This is a genomic window from Dactylosporangium sp. NBC_01737, assembly GCF_035963215.1.
Lineage (GTDB): Bacteria > Actinomycetota > Actinomycetes > Mycobacteriales > Micromonosporaceae > Dactylosporangium.
In genome coordinates this window covers 8,015,654-8,039,224 of the sequence record NZ_CP109153.1, presented here as the reverse complement: position 1 = coordinate 8,039,224, position 23,571 = coordinate 8,015,654, and the positions used below count along the sequence as shown (strand labels likewise).

The window sequence follows — 23,571 nt, the reverse complement described above, 5'->3', positions numbered from 1 at the left end:
GACCACATCGCGTGCAGACGGGCTATGGTGGCGGGTATGAGCACCGCTGCCTCGTTCCCGCCGTTCAGCACTGTGCTGACAGCGCAGGCGTGCGTTCCAGCTCAGCGTGAGACATCGCGACGGTCGACCCTGCTGGCGTTGCGGCCGGACCAGCGTCGTCCGCCGCCGAGATCACATACCTGAGCAAGGTATCGGTACGGGCGGAGCGCACATCGTGCTCCGCCCTTCGTCGTTGTACCCGTCTTCATCGTGGAGGAATCAAGATGTACCGGTCCTGCAGACAGGATGAGCTCGGCGTGCTGCGTCTGGTCCTGGAGGAGCAGTACGAGCGGCACACGATCCAACTGGAAATGCTCGCCCGTCAGGAGCGGCTCCTCGTCCACAGCGCCGCCGACGCCCGGACGGCGGCGACGCTCACCGCGGCATCGCGGCGAGCGTTGGGTGAGATCGCCCGGGCACTGCACTATCTGGAACACGGCGTGTACGGCACGTGCCGTACCTGTGGCTGCGACATCCCGATCGAGCATCTGGCCCAGCGTCCGGTCCTTGATCGGTGTCCCGCCTGCTCGTCGGCGGCTGCTGAGGGCGCAGCCCTGCCAGGGTGACGAGACCGACGGAGTCGAGCGGTTCCACGGCCCGGCCGCGCGCCTTGACCCGCGACCGTCCGCCGGGCCGCGCCATGACCTGGAGTTGTCCGACCGCGGTCAACGACGGCAGGAGGCCGGGCTGTTGGAACACCGTGCCGATGTACTGCGGCGCACAGTGATGCGTTCGGCGCGCGGCGTGCTGGTGGACGCCGGCACGCACGCGGACGATTGCCGAACACCGGCAATCACGCGCAGCGGAAGTCACCGGCCACCGACCTGGTCGCGGACGCCGGTACACGAGATGGTCGAAGCAAGCACAACGGCCCGGCTCGAGTTTTCCCGGGACGCCTGGACTGGGCAGGCCGTTGCTTCGACACCCGACGCGGCGGCAGGCGGTCGACGACCGCACCAGCCGGAGCCCGGCCTGGCCGGTCACCGGCACACGCCCGGCGACGACCGGTCGGCATCCAGACCCCTGCCGGGCGCATTTCCCAAGGAGTGATCATGTCGCGGCAACCACCTGCTTCCGCCTCGCCCATGCACTCGCCACGCCACGTCGCCGTCATCGGTGCCGGGATGGTGGGGCTGTCCACGGCATGGTTCCTGCAGGAAGCCGGCGTGCACGTCACCGTCTACGAACGCAGTCACGTCGGGTCGGGTGCGTCGTGGGGCAACGCGGGATGGCTGACACCGACGTTGACGGCGCCGCTGCCGGAACCCGCAGTGCTCCGCTACGGCCTGCGGGCGGTCCTCAGTCCCCGATCGCCGGTGTACCTGCCGCTGCGCGCGGACCGCAATCTGTGGCGCTTCCTCGCCTCCTTCGTATCGCACAGCACGGCGCGGCAGTGGCGCCGAGGCATGGCCGCCTACATACCGCTGAACGAGCGCGCCCTGGAGGCGTTCGACGTCCTGGCCGCCGGCGGTGTCACCGCCCGGACACGCACTGCGGCCACCTTCCTGGCGTGTTTTGCTCGTGAACGTGACGCCCGTGGCCTGCTGACAGAGCTCGAACACATCCGTGACGCCGGGCAGGACGTGAGCTTCCGGACGATTCTCGGCTGGTGGGCACGGACCGTCGAGCCTGTCCTGACCCCTCAGGTCGGCGCCGCGATCCAGATCTACGGGCAGCGATACCTCAACCCACCGGAGTTCATCGACAGTCTGGCCCTCGCAGTGCGGGCCCGCGGCGCAGAGGTCGTGGAGCAGGTCAGGGTGACCGGTCTGCACCACAGGGCCGGCACGGTCTTCGTCGCCTGCGAAGACGGTGAACAACACCAGCATGACGCCGTTGTCGTCGCCACCGGCGCGTCCTTGCCGGACCTGGCCGGCCCCTTCGGTGTCCGGCAGCCGGTGCAGGCCGGTCGCGGCTACAGCTTCAGCGTGCCGGTCGAGCACATGCCGGGCGGCCCGCTGTACTTCCCGAAACAACGTGTGGCGTGCACACCGCTGAACGACCGACTGCGGGTCGCCGGCATGATGGAGTTCCGTCATCACAGCGACCCGCTGGACCCGCGACGTGTCGCGGCCATCGTCGAGGCTGTCCGACCGCTGCTGACCGGTGTGAACCTGGACGATCGGCGTGAGGAATGGGTCGGTTCGCGGCCGTGTACGCCCGACGGGCTGCCGTTGATCGGCGCCACCGGATGCCCCCAGGTCTTCGTCGCCGGTGGCCACGGCATGTGGGGTATCGCGCTCGGCCCCGTCACCGGACAGCTGCTCGCTCAAGCGATGGTGAAAGGCGACACCCCGACGGAGCTGCTGCCGTTCGACCCGCTGCGCTGAGGTCTCATCCGACGGATGGGGAGCCGGGCCCGCCACGCGCTGTGCGCTGTGGCGGGCCCGGCGGCGAATCAGCCAGGTTGCCGATCATGCCTGGGCCACCGCGCTCATCGCCTGCCGGCCATCGCGTTCATGGAGGTCGCCACCGGCGGCGTGGCCGACGATCCTGGCCGGTCGGCGGCCGATCAGCCCGCCCTGCCGGGAGCAGTGACTGCCGGTCTCCGGCGGATCGGCCGGCGCGACCGTGTCGTCGACGTCGAAGGTCAGCCGGTCAACGACCTCGGTAACTCCCTCGACCGCCTCGGTCAGCCCGACGGCAGCGACGGCCGTCGTCTTCCGCGGAACGCGGCCGACGAGTGTCACCACTGCGTCGTCGACGGTGACCCGGACCGACCCCGGCCCCGCCAGGAGAGTACGGCGCAGCACGCGCTGCATCACCTCGTCGCGGATGACGGTGTCCAGGCGGGCGTGCACCTTCAACAGGTCCCTACGGGTCACGATGCCCCGAAGGCGGCCTGTCCGGTCGACGACCAGGAGCCGGCCGACGTTCCGGCGGTACATCGCCCTGCCGGCGGCCGGCACGGAGGCGCTGGGACCGATGGTCACCGGTGGCGCGCTCATCACCTGCGCGGCGGTGCGCTCGGACCACCGCGGCAGCGCTGACGTCCGCCGACGCCACCGACGTCCACGAACACCATCGACCGGCTCGTCCAGGTCGGCCTCGTCCTGCAGGTCGGTCCAGGACACCACACCGACGACGACCGCGAACCTGTCGACGATCGGCACGGCGCTGACGCTGTGACCGGTCAGCAAGGCTGCGATGTCGGCAACCGGCGTGTCGTCCCGCGCGGTCACCACCTGGGTGGTCATCACGTCGCGCACTCGTGACTGCGGCATGGGTGCTCCTCTCCTGACGTCGGCCGACCCGAATCAACGAGCCGGCGAACCGTGGCCGATGGCGTCGATCGCTCCACCTCGAGCGGCCGCACCTGTCACCGCACATCCAGCACGAGCCGGAGGTGCAGCTGCAGATGCCCTGTGGCGGCACCGACGCATCCGATGCCCGGCACGGAGGCACGAAGTGCGGCTGCTCGGGTTCGCTTCCAGGGTGCCCACGCCTGCTGCCGCCCGACAGGGCCGTCGGGTACAGACATCCGTAGGCGTTCGTTGCCGAGTGTCGGCAACGGACTGGGAACGAGGTGAGGTGTACCGCTCGATGGTGTTGTGCCGCCCCTCGGCTCGCCGGTCAAGGTTCACCGGCCGGTGCCGTGCACGCCCGCCGACTCGACATGCGATCCGCGCCACTGCGGCGCGACGGGGCATCACCGTGCTCGCTGCCGACAGTCGGCACATTTCGCGGCACGATCTTTGCCCAAGCCTGGCCTGATGCCGCGTGCGGACGCGGCAGCAGGATGGAAGACAACCACAGCGTCGACGACGGCCTGGCCCGCACCACGCATCCCGATGTACCGGAGGTCCTCGATGCGCCATACGCCAACCACCACTCGGCCTTCCGGCGACACCCTCACCCGGGTCGTCACTGCAGCCGCCCAGGCTCCCTCAGTGCTGAACACGCAGCCGTGGCTGTGGCAGGTCGGTTCTGACCGGTTGAACCTGTTCGCCGAGCGATCCCGTCAACTCTCGGCAACCGACCCACAGGGCCGGTGCCTGACGCTCAGCTGTGGCGCCTCCCTGCACCACGCCCGAACCGCGCTGTCCGCCGCCGGCCGGTCAAGCATCGCCGTACGACTCCCTGATCCCGATCAACCCGATCTCCTCGCCACGCTCATCGTGACCGGGCGGACCCCGATCACCACTGCCGCAGTAGACCTCGCCCGCGCCATCTCCCGCCGGCACACCGACCGGCGACCGGTCAGCGAGGCCCCGGTGCCCACCGCCGACCTGGACACGATCGTCGCGGCAGCTCGCGCCGAAGCCGGCCTCCACATGTTCACCCCCAGCCAGGTTCTGGACCTGGCCACGGCCGCCTGCCGCGCCGCAGCCGTGCAGGCCGATGAGCCATCGGCACGTGCCGAGCTGCAGTACTGGACCGGCCCAGCCGCACCGCACGGTGCCGGCATTCCCGCCGAGGCGCTGCCCGAGCACCTGCCCACACCACCGTTCCCGGCCGGGACTTCGGTCGCGTAGGGACGCTACCCATCGGCCCAGGACACGACCGTGCAGCCACCTACGCGTTGCTGTTCGGCGACGCGGACGACCCACGAAGCTGGCTGCGCAGCGGCGAAGCGCTGTCCGCGCTCTGGTTGGCCGCCACGGTCCGCGGCGTGTCCGTGGTCCCGCTGAGCGACGTCATCGAAGTCACCCGCACACGGCAGGCCATTCGACGGTTCCTCGGCAGCGTCGGCCATCCCCATCTGGTGCTGCGACTGGGGATCCCCGATCCGGAAGGGAGCAGTTACCCGTGGACGCCGCGGTTCACCATCGATGAGATCATCGCGTAGCGGCCGCCTGCTGGCCGAGATCGACGCCCGCTACCCGGGACAGGTCGACACCCAATGGCTGCAGGACGGCCCCGACGTGTGGCAGATCGGACTGCACCGCAAACCCGTCACCTGTAGCCGCGGGGATCAGGTGCCGCGCAGGTGTGCGGGTCCGACCCGACCAGGGGCGTGCCCGGCACCCCGATGCGTGATCCGGGGCGCGCCAGGCCGGCCCCGACGATCACGGACGTCCGTCGCTGGTTCATGGGTTCATCTCCCGTGTCGAACGTTGTGGGGTTCGACCAGCGCGGCATCCGTGCGACGGCGTCGCCCGCGCCGGTGCGGGAACGGGACGGCACGGGCCGGTCTGCGCCGCAGCCGCGTCCCGTGGCGATGCGTGTTCGGCGGCGGTGAGGAGCACGACCGTGTCCTCCACAGCGGTCACCGTCGACCGGCCGTCGGGCACGATCAGCAGTTGTCCGGCCGTGCCGTCCGTGACATCGTCGCCGGCCGTCACCCGCACGCGGCCGCGCAGCACCTGCACGGTCGCCGCGCCGCGGTTGTCGTGTTCGTCCAGCCGCAGACCGCGACCCAACGCGATCATGGCCTGGCAGGGCGAATGCGGATGTCCACGGTTGACGGTGCGCATGCCGCGGCGGCCCGACCCGCGCAGGGCGTGACGGAGCAGACCGTCGGCGTGCGCTGTCAATGACCACTTCTCCATCTCCGACTCACCTTCTCCCGGGACGCGAATCCGTGTACCTGCTCAGCCGGCCTGTCGGCACCGGGGCCGGGACGCGGAACCGGGCGTGCGGCAGGATCTCCGGCCGTTGCCGCGGGATCAGCATCCACAGCGTCACCATCGGCCTCCTTCCTCGGTGGGAACAACCTGTCGAAGCCCAGCCTGCACCGTCACGGCAGGGGCGACAGGGGCCACCACCGGCGAACAATCATCGGGTGTGGTTGCCGACCGTCAGCAAATACAGCATCGGCCGCACCATCCACCGCACGGCGGCGCCAACTGATGCGGTCCGTCACCCGTCGGCGCGGCGGCTGGAGACGACAGCGTCGACCGGTGGCGGCCGGACTTCCCGTCCAGCACGGATGCCCCGTCAGCGTCGCCCGTCACTCCGGCGCGTCGGTGTGATACGGCACGGACCGGGTACAGCTGCGGCGGCGTGGCCGTGCATGGACACAGGGCAGCGTGCCGGCACGCCGGACGCGAGCCCGCCTCACCCGACGAGGAGCACAGCCATGACGCGGCAGGTCCTGCTGCACCGCATCTATGACGATCCGTCGTCCGACGACGGCTTCCGGGTGCTGGTCGACCGGGTGTGGCCACGGGGCGTGAGCAAGGACGCCGCCCACCTGGACGAGTGGCTCAAGGACGTCGCCCCGTCCACGCCGCTGCGGCGCTGGTACGGCCACCGGCCCGAGCGGTTCACCGAGTTCCGTCGCCGCTACCTCGCCGAACTCGCCGGCCCGCGACCGGCGGCCGCAATGAACCGGCTTCGGGAACTGAGCCGGACGAGACGGGTCACGCTGCTCACCGCCACCCGGGACATCGACCACAGCCAGGCGGCCGTCCTCGCCGAGCAGCTGCGCGACACCACGTGATCCCGCATCCCACGAGAGCATCGCTTCCCGGAGGAAACCCACGTCATGCGAGACTCGAATCCCGTCCGTGTACTGGTCGGATATGACGGCTCGCCGGCGGCGAGCACCGCCATCGACGCCGGCTCCCATCTGCTGCCTGCCGCACATGCCGTCGTCGTCCACCTGTGGAGCCCACCGTTCGCGGACACCGGCCTGCGGCAACGGTTGTGGACAGGTTCACGGGACATCGAGCCGTTCGTCGAGGCAGTTGAGCGCGAGGGGCGCCGTGAGGCGGAACGCATCGCGGCAGTCGGGGTCAAGCTGGCTCAAGCCGCCGGCTGGACCGCGGAACACCTCACGCGGCGCACGTACGGCGGCGAAGGCGTCCAGCTCGCGCAGATCACCGCCGAGACGCGCGCGGACGTCATCCTGGTCGGGTCCCACGGCATGCGCGGCAGCCGGGCACCGCTCGGCGGCGTCTCGGACATGGTGGTGCACTTCGGTTCCCGCCCCATCATTGTCGTGCCGCACCCATTGATGCTGGACGAGTACACGGCACTCGCCGAGGGTGCCGCGGTGGTGGGCTGGGACGGCTCACCAAGCGCGGCTCTGGCGTGGCGCAGTGCGCGTGAGCTGTTCGGCGGCCGGCGAATTGCTGCGGCAACGGTCGATGGTGACGGCGTGGCGCAGGTCGTGCCGGACCCGCCGGGTCCGGTCGACGAGCTGTCCGCCGCCCGCCGCATCCGCCCGCGTACCGTGGCCAGGGCGCTCTCGGCGTACGCTCGGACCAACGGCGCCGCGATACTCGTCGTCGGGTCCCATGGCCGCTCCGCGGCGCATGAGGTCCTTCTCGGCAGCGTCGCCAAGGCGACCCTGCACCGCGCCGACCGCCCGGTCATGGTGGTTCCGCCACCGGAGCCCACCGAGGACCGGCCGGGCAGATCCACGCAATGAGGCACGCCGGGCCCGCAAGATCTCATGCCTCGCGGGCATGGCTCGTCTGGCCGGTGGGTCGGGGCTGCCGGCCGCCGTCGCGGCCGGGTCTCTGCCAGGCGCAGTATCCGCTTCCAGGCCGAGGTCGTGGGCCGCCGGATCGCTGCACTGTCGAGGACCGCTCGGCGTGCGGTCGCCGTCCGCGTACCGCGCCACCGGGTGAATGGTGGCCACTGCCATGATTGCACCGGCTGCGATGACAGCGGGCGCGGCTCCGTCGTCGACGACGTACGCCACGATGCCCGCCGCCACCAACACGCAGACGAACACGAAGGCCGGCGTCAGCGTGATGAGCAAGGTCTTCCGGATCGGATGCCGGGTGCGCGGACCCATCTGGTTTCCTCCTTCGCTTTGCGCTGTGGCACTTGCGCTGTGGCGAGGCGCACTGGCCGTAGCCGCGTCGGCGCAGCGTGGCCGCCGGTTCGCCGTTTTCGTACGGGTCCGCTGCGCCGCGGTGCGGAGCTGAATCTGTTCCGCCCGCTTCGTTTTCAGCATCGCTCGACCGCGCCCAGCTGCAAAGGTGCACCTCACGCAGACAGCGGCCGCTGCCATTGCCGACGGCTGGCAGGGAAGCTGCTCAGCCTGCACACTCCTGCCTTCGACCTTCAGATCCGATCGCGCATCGTGGCCGGACGGCGGCGTTGCATTGCCGAGGATCGGCAATGCCGGTGCCCCGCAGTTCGCCGGACACGACCGGTGTCACGCGCCGGTTCGGCGCGGCAGGGTGTATGCAAAGCCGCCGCCAGGGCGCGAGGCTGCCCCTGGGACGGTCGACGTCCGGTCGGCCCGGTTCCGCCGAAGGGGGCAGACACGTGCAGAGCCAGCAGATCGTCGATGCCGTCCACGCGAAGGTCGCGCCGCTGATCGGGTGCGGCCGGGTGGCCGACTACATCCCGGGGCTGGCCGGGGTGGATCCGCGCCACTTCGGGCTGGCCCTCGCGACAAAGGACGGCGCGGTGTACGGAGCCGGCGACTGGCAGACCCCGTTCTCCATCCAGAGCGTGTCCAAGGTGTTCGCCCTCGCCCTGGTGCTCAGCCACGACAGCGACGCGATCTGGCGGCGCGTCGGACGCGAACCGTCCGGCAGCCCGTTCAACTCGCTGCACCAGTTGGAACACGACCTGGGCATCCCACGAAACCCGTTCGTCAACGCCGGCGCGCTGGTCGTGGTCGATCAGTTGCTCACCCTGACCGGTGATCCCTGCCTCGCCGTGCTCGACCTGCTACGCGCCGAGGCCGGCAACCCCGCGATCGGCGTCGACGAACAGGTGGCCAAGTCCGAGGCCGAACACCGCCATCGCAACGCCGCACTGGCGCACCTGGTGGCCAGCTACAGCAACCTGACCAACCCGGTCGACGCCGTCCTGGACCAGTACACCGCCCAATGTGCCATCGCGATGAGCTGCGGTGACCTCGCCCGGGCCGCCGGCCTCCTCGCCCGCCACGGGCTACGCTCCAACGGCAGCCGGTTCCTGTCGCGCAGCGACGCCAAACGGCTCAACGCCACCATGCTCACCTGCGGCACCTACGACGGCTCCGGCGAGTTCGCCTACCGGGTCGGCCTCCCCGCCAAAAGCGGTGTCGGCGGCGGCATCCTGGCCGTCGTGCCCAACCGCTGCACGCTGGCCGTCTGGAGCCCGGGGCTCGACGAGTGCGGCAACTCGTACGCCGGGCAGGCGGCGCTGGACACGTTCACCACCCTGACCGGCTGGTCGGTGTTCTGACCATGTCGGGATCATCCCGCCGCCTGCGCCAGACCTCAGGCGGCACTGCGGCGTCACGCCGGCCGGAATCCGGCGAGGCATCAGCGAGGACGGCTCCGTTGTGCGGGCCGGCGGCGGGCTCAGGTGCCGGTCATGGCGGCACGGCGTAGTGCGGCCAGGGCGGCCGAGGCGGCAAGGCCGGCACCGCGCACGGCGGCGGCATGTGGCCCGGCTGCGGGACGCGCGGCCATACCCAACGCGCCGGCCGGACGGGCCGCGAGTTGCGGGCCGGTCGCGCCGCCGATGAGCAGCAGTCCGCGGCTCGGTCGCGGTGTCAGTGACATCCTGGCAGCGCGGGTCGCCGCGCGACTCCTCGACGATAGGATCACGGCAGCCCGCAATCGGTTTTCCGCGTATCCGGGCCCGCCGTGGGACGGTGGTGGTTCACCCGCCGCGGACTTCGAACTCGCCGAGCATCGTCCAGGCGTCGCCGCCGTCGACAGTGACCCGCACGTACCGGGCCAACTCGTTGAGGCTGATCGCCCGGTAGGTCGTGGCCTGGATACCGGCGCCGATGGGTGGGCCTGTCGATGTTGCCGACAGTGCGGACGTTCACGCCGTCGCCGGAGACCTCATAGGTCAGACACTCCCTCACGCCTGAGCTATCTGGCGCCGGTACTGCTGTGGCATGAGTTCGGCGGCCACAAACGGGTGCGAACGCAGTAGTCAGGTGTCGTCGGCTGCAGGACGACGGCCGCGGGTCGAGCCGGGATCGTGATCTCATCCGACACTTCCTGAGGAGACGTTCTGTGGCAAATCTGTTGGCTCGGCTGGGCCGTTTCGCCTTCCGGCGCCGCGGCCCGGTCGTCCTGGTGTGGCTGGCCGTCCTGGCGGGCGCGATCTTCGCGGAACTGACGGCGGCATCGGTCCCCGACGACGACTTCTCGGTGCCTGGCATCGAGTCGCAGACGGCCCTGGACCTGATGCAGCGGCGGTTCCCTGGGATAACGGCGGACGCGGGCGAAGCCATGGTGGTGTTTGTGGCTCCGGCGGGTCAGCAGGTGACATCGGCACCGTACAAGGCGGCCATCGAGTCGGCGGTGCAGCAGCTTGCCCACGGCGGTCAGGTCGCCATGGTGGATGACCCGTTCGAGGCCGGCGCAGTCAGTGGCGACGCAACCGCGGCGTACACCAGCGTGCGGTACACCGTGAAGGCCAGCGCGGTCACCGAACACAGTCGTGCGGAGATCGACGCCGCGGCCGGCGTGGCCAGGAAGGCGGGGCTGACCGTCGAGGCCGGCGGCAGCGCGATGGAGGTCGGTTCCGGTGGAGGCGTCGCGGAGATCATCGCTGTCGCACTCGCCGCGTTGATCCTGCTGATCACGTTCGGATCCCTGCTCGCCGCAGGGCTGCCGCTGCTGACCGCGCTCATCGGGGTGGCGGTGAGCATGATGTCGATTCTCGCTGTCAGCCACGCGCTCGGCCTGTCCGCGACCAGCGGCACGATGGCGATGATGCTCGGTCTCGCCGTCGGGATCGACTATGCGCTGTTTGTGGTCTCCCGGTACCGGGAAGAACGCGCACGCGGTCTCTCCGCCATCGACGCGGTCTCCCTCGCGGTGGGTACCGCCGGCTCGGCCGTGGCGTTCGCCGGCCTGACGGTGGTGATCGCGCTCGGCGGCATGGCGGTCATCGGCATCCCGATGCTGACCAAGATGGGCCTGGCCGCCGTCGCGGCCGTGGTGGTGGCCGTTCTGGTCGCACTTACCCTGGTGCCTGCGGTCCTCGGGTTCATGCCCGACAAGGTGCTGTCTCGCAATGTTCGCCGCACCCGCACCCGCACCGGCACCTCGGCTGGCGGTACCGGTGCGAAGACCCCGGGGCGCGGCGGCGCGCGGTGGGCGCGGCTGGTCCTGCGCCACCCGATCGCGATCCTGATGCTCGGCGTGGTGGCGCTCGCAGCGCTCGCCGTCCCGGCCACGGCCCTGCAACTGGGCATGCCGGGGGACGAGGCCAGACCGACCTCGACCACCCAACGCCGTGCCTACGACGCGCTGGCCAAGGCGTTCGGGCCCGGGTTCAACGGCCCATTGATGATCGTGGTCGACGCCAAGGACGCGGCCGAGCCGCAGCAGGCGGTCGACTCGATCGCCGGCAAGATGGCAAGAACCGACGGCGTGGCATCGACGTCGCCGGCGCAGTTCAACGACGTCGGCGACACCGCCATCTTCCAGATCGTTCCCACCACCAGCCCGACCGCTGAAGCGACCAAAGACCTGGTGCGCGAGCTCCGCACGAAACGGGCCGCGCTCATCGCCGATACCGGCGCGAGATTCCAGGTCACCGGGACCACGGCGGTCAACATCGACCTGGCCACCAAGCTCCAGGACTCGCTCGTGCCCTACCTGGCCACCGTGGTCGGGCTCGCCGTCCTGCTCCTGCTGCTGGTGTTCCGCTCCGTCCTGATCCCCGTCAAGGCAGCCTTGGGGTTCCTGCTCTCGGCGCTGGCCGCCCTGGGGGCGATGGTGCTGGTCTTCCAGAAGGGATTCGCCGCCGACCTCCTGGGCGTCGAGCAGACCGGTCCGATCATGAGTGCGGTGCCGATCTTTATGATCGGAATCGTCTTCGGGCTGGCCATGGACTATCAGGTGTTCCTGGTATCGCGGATGCGGGAGGCCTACGTCCAGGGCGAACAGCCGCACGAGGCGATCGAAACCGGTTTCCGGCACAGCGCACGGGTCGTTGTCGCGGCCGCGCTGATCATGATGGCTGTCTTCGCCGGGTTCATCACCGAGCACGACACGTTCATCAAGATGATCGGGTTCAGTCTCGCGGCCGCCGTGCTCCTGGACGCGTTCGTGGTCCGGATGGCGATCGTCCCGGCGGTCATGGCGCTGCTCGGGCATCGCGCCTGGTGGCTGCCGCGCTGGCTCGACAAGACACTGCCAAGGGTCGACACCGAGGGCGCTAGCCTGAACAGGGACGCACCGGACCGGCTGGAGGCCGAGCAGGGCCTCATGCCTGCGCACACTCGATGACGGGTCCGGAGTCACCCTGTCACTGAGCAACCATCGATCATCAGAGACCGGGCCTGCCGAGCAGGCAGGCCCGGCCGACGACGCTCCGAACACAAACCCGGGTCCGCTCGGGCTCCTCGAATCCACCACCGGCCCGCAGCACGCGAGGAGGAACCATCCATGGTGAGCCTGGTGGAGTACGCCGAACGGCACCCGAAGCTCACCGACGCGGTCATCGTGCTGTCGCTGCTCGGCGGCGCGGCGGTCGGGGCGAACCTCTTCGGCCCGGGCGACAGTCGCCCGCAGAACGTCTGGGTCGCCGAGGTGGTGACGGGGATCGCCTGCCTGGTGCTGTTCCAGGGACGTGAGCGACCACGGGGCACAGTCGTGGTGAGCACCGTCTGCGCCGTCGTCACAGGGGGCCTCGGTTTCATCCTCTCCCCCCTCCTGCTCGCCCCGCTGATGGTCGCGTTGTACTGGCTGGCAGCCACAACCGACTCCCGGACGACCTGGGCCTACGGTGGCACCGCGACCGTGCTCGCCGTCGCCGCCGCCATCGGCGCCGACCTCGATGAGATGGTGGCGCTGCGCGCCATCGGCCCGGCCTTGTGGCTGCTGCTCCCGCTGGCGATGGGCAGCAAGGTCCGGCTGCGCCACGCCTGGCTCGAAGCCGTCCAGGCCCGTGCCGAACACGCCGAGCGGACCCGCGAGGAGGAGGCCAGGCTGCGCGTCACCGAGGAGCGACTGCGCATCGCCCGCGACCTGCACGACATCGTGGCCCACCATATGGCGGTGGCAAACGCCCAGGCCGGCACCGCGGCGCACCTGCTGGAGTCCAACCCGGCGCTCACCAAGCGGCTCCTCAATGATCTCAAGGCCACCACCTCGTCGGTCATGCTCGAACTGCGCGACACCGTCGGCGTGCTGCGCCGGATCGGCCCGGACACGGATAGTCTCGAACCGGCGCCGGGGCTGGCTCAGCTCCCCGGTCTGCTCGAGGTCTGCAGATCCGCGGGCCTGACCGTCAGCCTCGAGATCGAGGGCGAGCCGCAGCACCTCCCAGCCGGAGTCGACCTGACCGCCTACCGCATCATTCAGGAGGCGCTGACGAACGCCACCAAGCACTCCGCGTCGGCAGCGGCTTCGCTCCGCCTCTGCTACAGCAGCACCAGGCTCACCATCACCGTGACCAACGACCGACGTACCAGCGACCAACCGACGCGCAATGCTCACGGCTACGGCATCATCGGGATGCGGGAGCGGGCCAATGCCGTCGGGGGTCACCTGCGGGCCGGCGAAAGCGGCGGCGTCGGCTTCGAGGTCGTGACCGCACTCCCGCTGCGTCCACACGCACCGGCATCGCACCCCGTCGCGGAGAAGACGACGCCATGACGATCCGTGTCCTCCTCGCCGACGACCAAGCGCTGCTGCGAGGCACCTTCCGCATGCTGATCGACTCATGCGACGACCTGGAGGTCGTGGCCGAGGCAGCCGACGGCGCGCAGGCCGTCGAACTCGCCCGGATACACCATCCCGACGTCATCGTGATGGACGTACGGATGCCGGGCACCGACGGACTTTCCGCCACCGAGACCATCTGCGCCGACCCCGACCTCACCGACACGCGAGTACTCATCCTCACAACGTTCGAGAACGACGAGCACGTCGCCCGAGCGTTACGCGCCGGCGCCAGCGGCTTCCTCGGCAAGTACGTCACGACCGACGCCCTGCTCGAAGCCATCCGTGTCGTCGCCGCTGGTGAAAGCCTGCTGTCCCCCGGCGCGACCAAAGCCCTGATCAACCAGTTCCTCGCCGCCGCACCGACGGCCGCCGCCCCGCGCCCCCGCACGCCGGGGATCGCCGAGCTGACCGACCGCGAGCGCGAGATCGTGACGATGGCGGCCGACGGCATGTCGAACGACGACATCGCCCGGGTCCTGCACCTCAGCGTGCTGACCGTGCGTACCCACGTGCAGCGGGCGATGGCAAAACTCAATGTCCGCGACCGGGCCCATATGGTCGTGCTGGCCTACAAGAACGGGCTCGTGACGCCGGACCCCGGTGTCGGCTGACGAAGGCGAGAACCGGGCCGGCACGCGTGCCGGCCCGGTCGACCGGTGGATCAGAACACCGCCGCCGGTTCGGCCGCCGGCGTTTCCGGCGGGCTCCGGTCGGGGGCCTTCGCGCCAGGAGTTCGGCGAGGGTGCGCACGGACCCGGCGTCCGCGACCGCGTCGACGGGGAGCAGCGGCCGCCCGCGCGTACCACGCCCGGCACGGGATCGTCACCCAGTCGTGGTCGCCGATCGGCGGCCAGGGCAACGATGTGCTGCGCGAGCCGGTCGTCGTCGAGATCGCCGAGCGCCACGGCCGGACGGCTGCGCAGGTCGTGCTGCGGTGGCACATGGAGCTCGGGCTGACCGCGGTCCCCAAGTCCGCCGACTCGGTCCGGCTCGGGCAGAACCTCGACATCTTCGGCTTCGAGCTGTCCGCCGACGAGGTGGCGTCGCTGTCCGCGCTGGACCGGGGCGACGCTGCCGGCGCCGACTCCGACGCCTTCGGCCACTGATCGGCGCGCGCCCGTCCAGCTTGGGGCGCGCCGTCCAACGAGAATTGGTCCTGTTCAAGGGGTCGGCTTCGGTACTTCAAACCGAACCGTTTCGTTCGTACGGTCGGCGCATGACGACGTCCCTCCCCCGGCCGCGGCTGCTCAGCCGCCCGCTGCTGCTGGTGTCCGCCACCGACCTGCTCGGCCTGGCCGCCTTCTACGTGCTGCTGCCCGTCGTCCCCGCGGCCGTCGTCGCCTCCGGTGCGGGCGGGGCCGTCGCTGGGCTGACCACCGGCGTGCTGATGGCCTCGACGGTCGCCGCCGAGCTCGTGCTGCCGCGGGTGGTGGCCCGGTTCGGATACCGCGCGGTCATCGCCGCCGGCCTGCTGCTCCTGGGCCTGCCGGCGTTCGCGCTCACCGGCACGAGCGGCTTCGGCGCGGTCCTCACCGTGTGTGCGCTGCGCGGCGCCGGCGTGGCGACGATCTTCGTGGCCTGCGGCGCATGGTCGGCGGAGCTCATCCCACCGGACCGTCGCGGCGAGGGCCTCGGCGTGATCGGTGTCGTCGCCGGGGTACCGGCAATCATCGGCATGCCCGCCGGACTGTGGCTGGCCGCCCACGCCGGCTACCCGGCCACGTTCGCCACCGGCGCGGTCCTCGCGCTGGCCGGCCTGCTCGCCCTGCCGATGCTGCCGGGCCGGGACGGTCGCACCGCCCATGAGGACGTCACGGCGGACGGGATGACCCACGCGCTCCGCGAGCCGGGCCTGACCCGCCCGGCGCTCGTCTTCGCCGCCGCCGCCACGCTCGCCGGCGTGGTCGCCACCTTCCTGCCCGCGGCGCTGCCGCACGCCGGTGCCGGTCTCATCGCCACGGCACTGCTGCTGCAGGCGCTCGCCGCCACCGTCACCCGCTGGTGGGCCGGCCGCATCGGAGATCACCACGGCCCGCGCCGGCTCCTGGCGCCGGCGATGCTGGTCGCCGCCGGCGGCTTCGCCGGGCTGGCCGTCGCCGCGCACCCGGCGAGCATCCTGACGGCAGCGGTCGTCTTCGGCGCGGGCTTCGGCGCCCTGCAGACCGCGAGCCTGGCGGTGCTGCTCGACGCGGTCGCACCGGCGCGGTTCGGCACCGTCACCGCCGTCTGGAGCGTCGCCTACGACGCCGGCCTGGGCGCCGGGGCGGCGGGCTTCGGGTTCCTGGCGTCCGCGACCGGCTACCCGCTCGGCCTCGCCGTCACCGCCGCACTCGCCGCTGCGACCCTCCTGACGCTGCGCCACGGCCGCAGGCCGCGATGAGCGCGTCCGCACCGTACGGCCGAATCAGCGCCGATCACGAAGGCGTCGACCGTGGCGGGCTCGCGGGTCTGGCCTTCTGCGGGTGGATCGTCTCGTGCCGGGCCAGCATCGCGACGAACTCGCCGATCTTCCGCTCGCGGGTCTGCTCCCGCTTGACGGCGTTGAGCCGGTGGATGAGCGCGAACCGGTTGGTCTTGGTCAGCACGTCGAACATGGCCTGGGCCTCAGGGTCGGCGGCGATCGCGGCGACGAGGTCGGCCGGCACCTCGGCCTCCGAGGACGGCGCGTAGGCGACCGCCCACCGCCCGTCGGCTTTCGCGGCGTCCACCGCGGCGCGCCCCGCGGGCAGCATCCGCCCCTGCTCCTCCAGCCGGGCCACGTGCGCGACGTTGCGCTGCGACCAGGGACTGCGGGGCGTCCGCGGGGTGTACCGGATCCAGGAGATGTCCTGATCGCCCTTGCGGGCCTGCCCGTCGATCCAACCGAAGCACAACCCCTCGTCGACCGCCTGCTGCCAGGTCACGGTCGTGACAGTGCCGCCCTTCCTGGTCAAGGCCAGCCAGACGCCCTTCGACGCCGCGTGGTTGCCCGACAACCACGCCCGCAGCGCCTCAGCGTCCGCGACGATCAACTCATCCAGGTCGACTCCCGCCACCCCAGCAGGTTAACCGAGACGATCATGCCCCGGACCCGCGGTGCGGGCGGGCGCCATCAGTCGCTGGCCTCGATCGCCGTGGTCAGTTTCTTGAGCAGCCGGTTCAGGGTTGCCAGCTCCCGCTCGGACAGGGCGCCGAGCAGTTCCATCTCGGCGTGCCCGCGCAGCAGCATGGCGCGCCGCCACACGGCGACGCCGGCGGTGGTGGCCTCGATGTTGACGCTGCGGCGGTCGGTGGGGCTGGGGGTGCGCTTGATGTAGCCGGCCTTCTCCAGCGTGTCGAGCCGGCCGGTCATCCCGGGCGGGGAGACGCCCAGGTCCTCGGCGAGGGCCCGGGGTGAGGCGTGGCCGGGAGTGTCGCGGATCATCAGCTGGTGCAGTGTCTCGTATTCGAACTGCTGCAGGCCGACCTCGGCGGACGCGGTCTGGCTGCTGTCGCGGAAGAAGCGCGCGATCCGGGACAGGCGCACCGTGGCGGCCTCGATCTGGTCGTCGAACGGGATGTCGATCCAGTGGTCGCGCCAGCGGGCGACGTGGAGGTCGGCGAAGTCGTTGCCCATCGCCGCATCCTAGCATTCGTTTGCTGGCGAACAGTTCGTTGACAAACATTTCGTCAGCGAAATAGCTTGGACGGCATGGTGGATGTGCTCGAAAGGCCCCGGCAACAGACGGCATGGCGGTCGGGGGCGTTCCGCTGGCTGCTCACGGGGCGGACGCTGATCAGCCTCGGGTCGGCGATCACACCGGTGGCGATGGCCCTCGCGGTGCTGCACCTGGGTGGCTCGGCGACCGAGCTCGGCCTGGTCGTGGCGGCCTACGCGCTCGTCGACGTGGTCACCACCCTGTTCGCGGGCGTCCTGGGCGACCGGCTCCCCCGGGCGATGCTGATGCGGGGCGCCGCCGCGCTCGCGTGCCTCTCCCAGGCGATCGTGGCGGTGAGCCTGGCGACCGGTGCGGCCAGCGTGCCGATGCTCGCCGTGATGAGTGCCGTCAACGGCGGGCTCGCCGCGATCGCCGGACCGGCCTCCCGCGCCGTCGTGCCGCAGACCGTGCCCGCCGCGGCGCTGCCGACCGCGATATCCGTGCTCCGGCTGTCGCAGAACACCGCGATGATCCTCGGGTTCAGCCTGGCCGGGCTGCTCGTCGGCCTGTTCGGCGCCGGCTGGGCGATCGCCGTGGACGCGGCGACGTTCGCGGCGGCCGCGGCCTGCTTCACCGTCATGCGGATCGCCCCGGTGGCCGCGTCCGCGGCGCGTTCGATGCTCGAGGACCTGTCGGCCGGCGCCCGCGAGGTGTTCCGCCACACGTGGCTGTGGACGCTGCTCGTGCAGGCGCTGATCTACCACCTGATCTACGGCGGCGTCCAGGGCGTCCTCGGCCCGGTCCTGGTGACGGAGCGCTTCGGCGACGCGGCGTGGGGCTGGGCGCTGGCGGCGCTGATGGCCGGCTTCATGGTCGGTGGCGTCATCACGCTGCGCTACCGGCCGCGCCGGATGCTGCTGGCCGGCACCGTGTTCCTCGCCCTGACCGCGTGCTTCCCCCTCGCGATGGCGCTGCCGGTCCCCCTCGCCGTGGTCATGGCAGGCGCGTTCCTGCACGGCCTGGGGCTGGAGGTCTTCAGCGTCAACTGGGACCTGGCGATCCAGCAGAACGTCGCCCCCGACAAGCTGGCGCGGGTCTTCGCGTTCGACCAGGTCGGCTCGTTCGTGATGCGTCCGCTCGGCCTGGCGCTCACCGGTCCCGTCGCGGCGGTCGTCGGTGAGCGCACCTGGCTGCTGGTGACGGCGACCGTCATGACCGCGGCGGTCGTCGCGTCGTTGGCGCCGCCGTCGGTACGCCGGCTGCAGCGCAAACCGGAAGACTGAGGCCGCCAGAGGTCGAACCATCTGGCGCCGGAACGCACAAACATATTTGGCCCAGCATGATCGAACCGACCCCACGCCGCAGCTACCGTGTGTCGTTGTGCTGGCAGCTCACCGGCGCGCACTCACGGCCGATGTGCGAGCACCTGACCTTGGTCGGTCCGGGGATACCGGGTGGGACTTTGGACCGGTCACCAGCGGGACTCACCGCCCCGGTGGAGGGGTGACCTCAGTCGGCGGTAGAGGCGACCGCGTCGGTCGTCCTGACGGCGTGATCGGCACTACCTGACGGCGTGATCGGCACTACGGACGGCGCCGGAACCGACGTGGGCAGCGATTGCGGCGACGCAGGCCCCTGACCTCCTCCGTGCTCGCCGCCCTCGACGGGCCGCACGGAAGCACCCTGGCGCACATTCCGCGGCATGGACGACAACCCGGCGGCTGGAGTGTGCCGCGCCCCGGCACGTCCCCATGGTCCGGCATGACAAGCATCAGTGCCGCGATACCACCCACCAGTACGCCGGCGACCGCCACCGTGCCGATGACGTGCCGCCGGCCCAATGGGCGCTCCGGCCGTGCCTCGTCGTCGTCGGTGCACGTACACCTGCGTCGTGGAGAAACGTGGCGCTGTTGCAGGTCCTCACCGGCGTCGGCGGCGATACGGTGGCCCGCATCGCGCAGGTGTCCTGCCCGAGGATCGGGTGTCCCGCAGGCTGAAGCTCGGGAGCTTCGCCGGACGTCGATGGGGGCGCGGGTGGCCTCGTCTGTAGTCTCAGCGATCGCCGTGGTTCCCTCGACAGGAGACAGGACACAATGCCGACGTGGTATGAGTTGCGCGAGCATGCGCGCACCAAGTATGAGCTGGAGGATCTCGAGGACGGCTGGTTCTCGCTGCTCTGGACGTACGAATCGGAGCGCACACAGAAGATCATGGTGCGTTGCTACGAGGCATTCGACCAGCAGTGGATCGAGTTCCGCAGCTTCGTGTGCAAGGCAGAGGAGCTGAAGCCTCGGGTCGCGCTCCGCAAGAACGACGACCTCAGCCTCGGTGCGCTCGCCCTCGACGAGGAGGGTGACTACGTTCTCATCCACCACGCACTGCTCGCCACGCTCGACCCGGACGAGTTCGACCTACCGCTGCGGATGATCGCTGCCACGGCGGACGAACTGGAGCTCCAGTTGAGCGCCCGGGACGACTTCTGATGCCGGACGACACCGACGAGGTGTTCCTGCCGGCCGGCTGGGGCGCCACCCAGCCCGGCCCGAAGCACTGGACCTCCGACGCCCGCAGCGACGATCCGGCCGCCCGGGTGGTGCACCCGCCGACGGGATCGGGTCTGGGCACCGGGAAGTCGTTCCTGTTCCTGTTCGGGTACAAGACCGCCAGCGGGCGGGACCGGTCGATGCTGGACGAGGAGCTCGCCCAGATCGACGACGACGTCGCGGTCCTGCGCGCCGCCGGATACACCGTGGTCGTCGACCAGCAGGCCAGCCGGGACGATCTGCGGGAGGCGGTCACCGGCAAGGGCGCCGGCGTCGAAGGGCTCACCCCGGCCGGCTTCTACTGGAGCTCACACGGCATCGACGACGGCAGCCTGGAGTGCTGCGACGGCTCCGTGGTCTTCCCGCACGACATCGATCCGGCCGGCGTCTCACCAGGGCTGCGGCTGGCCGTCCTCGGCGCCTGCTACGTCGGCGCCTACGCGCCGGCCTGGCGGGCGGCGCTGGGCGGCTACCCCCTGGTCGCCGGGTGGGGTAACCCGGTGACCCTCGAACGCGCCGTCGACTTCCTGGAGGCGAGCCGGGAGGCCGACGTCGGCCTGGACGACCTGATCGAGCGTTGGTTGCTGACCGACGATCCGATCCCGGCCGCGGCGGTCACGACGGGTCTGTCGCCCTCCGCCGTGGCCACTGGGCGGATCGGCCCGCTACGGCGGCGCATCCCAGTGATCGCCGAGCACCTCGGCGCCGAGTGGGCGGAGCACGAGACCCACTACGACCTCACCGTTCCGCTGCCGCAGCAGCGTTCCCAGGTCGTGCAGATCTTCGTCGTCGACGGTGCCGAGCCGTTCGCCGAAGGTGTGCAGCTCTGTGGGATCGAGGCCGCGATCGGGCCGATGTCGGTCCTGATCACGCCCGACCAGCTGCTCGCCGGTTCGGCCCGGCCGGGGTACGGCCGCATCGCACTGATCAGCGGGAGCACGGGTGTTCCACAGATCGTCGCGCAGTCGTTCACCCCGCTGGCCGGCGCGTCGAGCCAGCAGTTGGCCGCACACTGTTACCAGGTCGCGTTGAGCGCGGACACCCTGCAGGACCGCATCTTCGGTGGCGACGACGACTGAAATCCGGCCCGCGGTGTGGACGGCGTGCGACCCGCCGCCGCCCGGACCGCCTGGATGGTCTCGATCCCCGCTCGGCCGCGAAGCCCGGCGGCGTCCGCAGTTCGATGGCGGAGTCGCCGGGCGTGTCAGCGGCCCTGGCCGGTTATGGGCCGCTTCGATTGACGCCGGCGCGGTCGGCGGGGGCTGACAAACGCACCGAACGCGAGTAAGAATCGCGTTCACTATGACTGCCATCCCGCGCTCATGATCCTCCGACGGCTGTGGACAGCGCCGCAGGGCCGCGCCGCCGCTACGGTTGTCGCCGTGCTCGCCGCCGTGCTCGCGGTCGGTGCCGCGACGGATCCCTCGGGTCTGCTCGCACCGGTCGGCGGCCGTGGGCTGCCCCTCGCCGGCGCCGGCAGCACCTACCGCTGGGCACCCCTTGTGGTCGGGCTTCCGATCCTCCTGGCCGGCGCGGCGGTCCCGGTCGTGCTCGTCGGCCGGCGGTTGACGGCCCGGTGGGTGTTCGTCGCCGCGTGGGTCGCGACCGTCGGCGCAAGCGCCTGGGCGAGCGCCGCCAGCGGCTTCGCGTCGGCGATTCCCGTGCTGGGGCCGCACCTTTCCGCCGGTCTGGCGCTGCGGTACGCGGTGAGCACGGCCGGCTTCGCAGCGTTGAAGTACCTCGTCGTCGGCGCCGTGGTCGCGGCCTGTGCCGCGCTCGCCTTCCGCGTCGGCCCGACAGCAGCCCGTTCCCGGGTCGGGTCCCCGACGGCGCAGCCGGTGCTCGCGCCCGTGCTCGTGGTGTTCGCCGTGGCCGCGCTCTTCGCGGTTGGACCCGCGTCGCAGTGGTGGCGCGGCGGGCCGGTCGGGTACGCGTTCACGGGATTCCTGGTCGCCCCGACCGCCGCCAACGGTGTGGTCGGATTCCTCCTCGGCATGGCCGTGTTCCTCGCCGTCGTCGTGGCGGTCGTCCGGGCCTTGGGGCCACGGTTGCCCGACGCCGGTCCGCTCGGCGGCGGCGTGATCGTGTGGCTGGCCGCGGTGGTCGTCGGTCTCGGCCTCGGGGTCGTCGACGCGGCGGTCGCGCCGTTGTCCGGCGGCCTCTCCGGCGCCGGACCGGACAACTGGTGGATCAGCACCGCGTTGATCGGCGTCGCGACCGGGCTCAGCTACGGCGCGGCCGTCGGCCTGACGGCGGCGCTCCTGGTCGTGCTGCTGGTCGGGCTCGGCTCGCGGTGGCCGTCCGTACTGCTGCCGCGTCCCCACCCGCGATCGCGGCTGGGGGCCCTCGTGGTGGCCGGGGTGCTGCTCCTCGCGCTCGCTCCCATGATCGGCGCACCGGTGCAGCCCGGACCACCGTCCGTCGCCGCGGTCGCGGGGGCCGGCGGTCTGCAACGGCTACGGGTGCACCCGGCACCCGACCGCGACGGGATGGCCACGATCGGCGACGTCACCGGCCGGCAGGTCATCCTCCGGGGCGTCAACGTGAACCAGTTGATCGACTACTATCTGCGCGACCCGGCCGTACCGGCGACGCAGCCGCTGACCGATGGTGACTTCGCCCAGATGGCGGCGATGGGCTTCAACGTGATCCGTCTCGGCATGTCGTGGTCACTGCTGGAGCCCGAGCGCGGCAGGTTCGACCAGTCCTACCTCCGCCAGATCCAGGCGGCGGTCGCCGCGGCCAAGGCGCACGGGATCTACACCGTGCTCGACATGCACCAGGACGCGTGGGGCAACGCCCTCGCGCGGCCGTCCGAGCAGTGCGGCGGCGCCACCACGCCGACCACCGGCTGGGACGGCGCGCCGGCCTGGGCGACGATCACCGACGGCACGGCACATTGCCAGTTCCTGGCCCGGGACCTCGCACCCGCGGTGGCGACGGCGTTCGGAAACCTGTACACCGACCGGGACGGCATCCAGACCGAGCTCGTGCGCACCTGGGCGTTCGTCGCCCGCGCCTTCGCCGACGAACCCGCCGTCGCCGGGTATGACCTGCTCAACGAACCGGGCATCGGGCCCAACCCGCCGATCAGTTCGGGGCTGCTGCTGGGCCGGTTCTACGACGCCGCCATCACCGCGATCCGCGAGGCCGAGCGCGCCGCCGGAGGGTTCCCCCACATCGCCTTCTTCCAGCCGAGTGTCCTGTGGTCCGGCCTCGGCTTCGACGTGACCCCACCGCCCGGATTCACCGCGGACCGGCAGCTGGTGTTCGCCCCGCACCCGTACAGCGAGTCCATCAGCATGGATCAGAGCCTGGGCCTGACGATCGCGTCGATCGAGCGGAACCTCACCGTGTCGGCCCGCGCAGCCGCCGCCTACGGCGCCGCGTTGTGGACCGGCGAATGGGGCTGGTTCGGCGAGCCCGCGGCGGACGGCGCCAAGATGCAGCGCTTCGCGGCGGCGCGCGCCTTCCCCGGCCGGCTGGAGTCACTGACGGCGGGCCCGCGCGGCACCGACCTACGGATCACCGCGACCGCCGCGACCGACCCGGCCAACTGTCAGGTCGACATCTGGTTCCCCGGCGAAGCCCCACCGCGCCTGCGCACCACGAGCGTTCTCAACGCATCAGCCGAGCAGGTGCCGGGCGGCTGGCGCATCACCGGCTGCGCCAGCGGCGCCTACTCCATCATGGCCACCTGACCAAGGCCGTCCGGCTGCCGAAGCGCAGAACATGGGCGCTGCCCGGTGCGGCGTGCCGGAACGAGCCACCGTGCCGGCGAAATGGCAAACGGTAATGCATGGGTGAGCCAGGGAAACGCGTGCGAAATGCCGC

At 71.1% G+C, this 23,571-nt stretch carries 21 protein-coding genes; 16 read left to right on the top strand and 5 right to left on the bottom strand.

Features of this window, described 5'->3' with window-relative positions; genetic code table 11:
* Positions 1 to 296 precede the first annotated feature (296 nt).
* Entirely contained in the window at positions 297 to 605 is a 309-nt protein-coding gene (locus tag OHA72_RS36635; protein ID WP_327000636.1) for a hypothetical protein, read from the top strand.
* A gap of 210 nt (positions 606 to 815) precedes the next feature.
* The gene (locus OHA72_RS36630) at positions 816 to 2,369 is read left to right on the top strand and encodes an NAD(P)/FAD-dependent oxidoreductase (RefSeq protein ID WP_327000635.1); all 1,554 of its coding nucleotides are present in this window, start codon (positions 816 to 818) and stop codon (positions 2,367 to 2,369) included.
* An 84-nt stretch (positions 2,370 to 2,453) separates the two neighbouring features.
* Here the strand turns inward: OHA72_RS36630 and OHA72_RS36625 are convergent, their stop codons facing one another.
* Positions 2,454 to 3,263, bottom strand: coding sequence for a CBS domain-containing protein (locus OHA72_RS36625; RefSeq protein ID WP_327000634.1), 810 nt, complete (start codon positions 3,261 to 3,263; stop codon positions 2,454 to 2,456).
* Between the two features lie 894 nt (positions 3,264 to 4,157).
* Here OHA72_RS36625 and OHA72_RS36620 point away from each other — a divergent pair.
* Positions 4,158 to 4,514, top strand: coding sequence for a hypothetical protein (locus OHA72_RS36620; protein WP_327000633.1), 357 nt, complete (start codon positions 4,158 to 4,160; stop codon positions 4,512 to 4,514).
* 47 nt (positions 4,515 to 4,561) lie between these two features.
* Positions 4,562 to 4,828, top strand: a complete 267-nt coding sequence (locus tag OHA72_RS36615) for a hypothetical protein (RefSeq protein WP_327000632.1) — start codon at positions 4,562 to 4,564, stop codon at positions 4,826 to 4,828.
* 241 nt (positions 4,829 to 5,069) lie between these two features.
* Here the strand turns inward: OHA72_RS36615 and OHA72_RS36610 are convergent, their stop codons facing one another.
* Positions 5,070 to 5,531: a cupin domain-containing protein gene (locus OHA72_RS36610; protein WP_327000631.1), complete on the bottom strand. Its 462-nt coding sequence runs from the start codon at positions 5,529 to 5,531 to the stop codon at positions 5,070 to 5,072.
* Positions 5,532 to 6,061: 530 nt separating this feature from the next.
* Between OHA72_RS36610 and OHA72_RS36605 the strand changes: the two genes are divergently transcribed.
* The 3 genes from OHA72_RS36605 (at position 6,062) to OHA72_RS36595 (ending at position 9,120) form a co-directional block, all read left to right on the top strand.
* Positions 6,062 to 6,424 carry a DUF488 domain-containing protein gene (locus tag OHA72_RS36605; RefSeq protein ID WP_327000630.1) on the top strand — a complete coding sequence of 121 codons (363 nt, stop codon included), beginning with the start codon at positions 6,062 to 6,064 and terminating at the stop codon, positions 6,422 to 6,424.
* Between the two features lie 45 nt (positions 6,425 to 6,469).
* Positions 6,470 to 7,357: a universal stress protein gene (locus OHA72_RS36600; RefSeq protein WP_327000629.1), complete on the top strand. Its 888-nt coding sequence runs from the start codon at positions 6,470 to 6,472 to the stop codon at positions 7,355 to 7,357.
* Positions 7,358 to 8,208: 851 nt separating this feature from the next.
* Positions 8,209 to 9,120, top strand: coding sequence for a glutaminase (locus OHA72_RS36595; protein WP_327000628.1), 912 nt, complete (start codon positions 8,209 to 8,211; stop codon positions 9,118 to 9,120).
* A 119-nt stretch (positions 9,121 to 9,239) separates the two neighbouring features.
* Here OHA72_RS36595 and OHA72_RS36590 read toward each other — a convergent pair whose 3' ends face one another.
* Positions 9,240 to 9,443, bottom strand: coding sequence for a hypothetical protein (locus OHA72_RS36590; protein WP_327000627.1), 204 nt, complete (start codon positions 9,441 to 9,443; stop codon positions 9,240 to 9,242).
* 528 nt (positions 9,444 to 9,971) lie between these two features.
* Here OHA72_RS36590 and OHA72_RS36585 point away from each other — a divergent pair.
* The 5 genes from OHA72_RS36585 to OHA72_RS36565 all read left to right on the top strand — a co-directional run bounded on the left by OHA72_RS36585 (position 9,972) and on the right by OHA72_RS36565 (position 15,957).
* The gene (locus OHA72_RS36585; RefSeq protein ID WP_327000626.1) at positions 9,972 to 12,137 is read left to right on the top strand and encodes an MMPL family transporter; all 2,166 of its coding nucleotides are present in this window, start codon (positions 9,972 to 9,974) and stop codon (positions 12,135 to 12,137) included.
* A gap of 159 nt (positions 12,138 to 12,296) precedes the next feature.
* Positions 12,297 to 13,508: a sensor histidine kinase gene (locus OHA72_RS36580; protein WP_327000625.1), complete on the top strand. Its 1,212-nt coding sequence runs from the start codon at positions 12,297 to 12,299 to the stop codon at positions 13,506 to 13,508.
* Entirely contained in the window at positions 13,505 to 14,188 is a 684-nt protein-coding gene (locus OHA72_RS36575; protein WP_327000624.1) for a response regulator, read from the top strand. The genes OHA72_RS36580 and OHA72_RS36575 overlap by 4 nt, the downstream gene beginning before the upstream one ends.
* 252 nt (positions 14,189 to 14,440) lie before the next feature.
* Positions 14,441 to 14,683 carry an aldo/keto reductase gene (locus OHA72_RS36570; RefSeq protein WP_327000623.1) on the top strand — a complete coding sequence of 81 codons (243 nt, stop codon included), beginning with the start codon at positions 14,441 to 14,443 and terminating at the stop codon, positions 14,681 to 14,683.
* 110 nt (positions 14,684 to 14,793) lie between these two features.
* Positions 14,794 to 15,957 (top strand): MFS transporter, encoded by a 1,164-nt coding sequence (locus OHA72_RS36565; RefSeq protein ID WP_327000622.1) that lies wholly within the window; start codon positions 14,794 to 14,796, stop codon positions 15,955 to 15,957.
* 34 nt (positions 15,958 to 15,991) lie between these two features.
* On the opposite strand, the gene OHA72_RS36560 is transcribed toward OHA72_RS36565, so the two are convergent.
* On the bottom strand, positions 15,992 to 16,612 hold the full coding sequence (locus OHA72_RS36560; protein ID WP_327000621.1) for a YdeI/OmpD-associated family protein: 621 nt from the start codon (positions 16,610 to 16,612) through the stop codon (positions 15,992 to 15,994).
* A 56-nt stretch (positions 16,613 to 16,668) separates the two neighbouring features.
* The gene (locus tag OHA72_RS36555; protein ID WP_327000620.1) at positions 16,669 to 17,172 is read right to left on the bottom strand and encodes a MarR family winged helix-turn-helix transcriptional regulator; all 504 of its coding nucleotides are present in this window, start codon (positions 17,170 to 17,172) and stop codon (positions 16,669 to 16,671) included.
* A 75-nt stretch (positions 17,173 to 17,247) separates the two neighbouring features.
* Between OHA72_RS36555 and OHA72_RS36550 the strand changes: the two genes are divergently transcribed.
* The 4 genes from OHA72_RS36550 to OHA72_RS36535 all read left to right on the top strand — a co-directional run bounded on the left by OHA72_RS36550 (position 17,248) and on the right by OHA72_RS36535 (position 23,438).
* Entirely contained in the window at positions 17,248 to 18,477 is a 1,230-nt protein-coding gene (locus OHA72_RS36550; protein ID WP_327000619.1) for an MFS transporter, read from the top strand.
* An 810-nt stretch (positions 18,478 to 19,287) separates the two neighbouring features.
* The gene (locus tag OHA72_RS36545) at positions 19,288 to 19,677 is read left to right on the top strand and encodes a type III secretion system chaperone family protein (RefSeq protein ID WP_327000618.1); all 390 of its coding nucleotides are present in this window, start codon (positions 19,288 to 19,290) and stop codon (positions 19,675 to 19,677) included.
* The gene (locus OHA72_RS36540; RefSeq protein ID WP_327000617.1) at positions 19,677 to 20,816 is read left to right on the top strand and encodes a hypothetical protein; all 1,140 of its coding nucleotides are present in this window, start codon (positions 19,677 to 19,679) and stop codon (positions 20,814 to 20,816) included. The genes OHA72_RS36545 and OHA72_RS36540 overlap by 1 nt, the downstream gene beginning before the upstream one ends.
* 243 nt (positions 20,817 to 21,059) lie before the next feature.
* On the top strand, positions 21,060 to 23,438 hold the full coding sequence (locus OHA72_RS36535; RefSeq protein WP_327000616.1) for a cellulase family glycosylhydrolase: 2,379 nt from the start codon (positions 21,060 to 21,062) through the stop codon (positions 23,436 to 23,438).
* Positions 23,439 to 23,571: the final 133 nt, after the last annotated feature.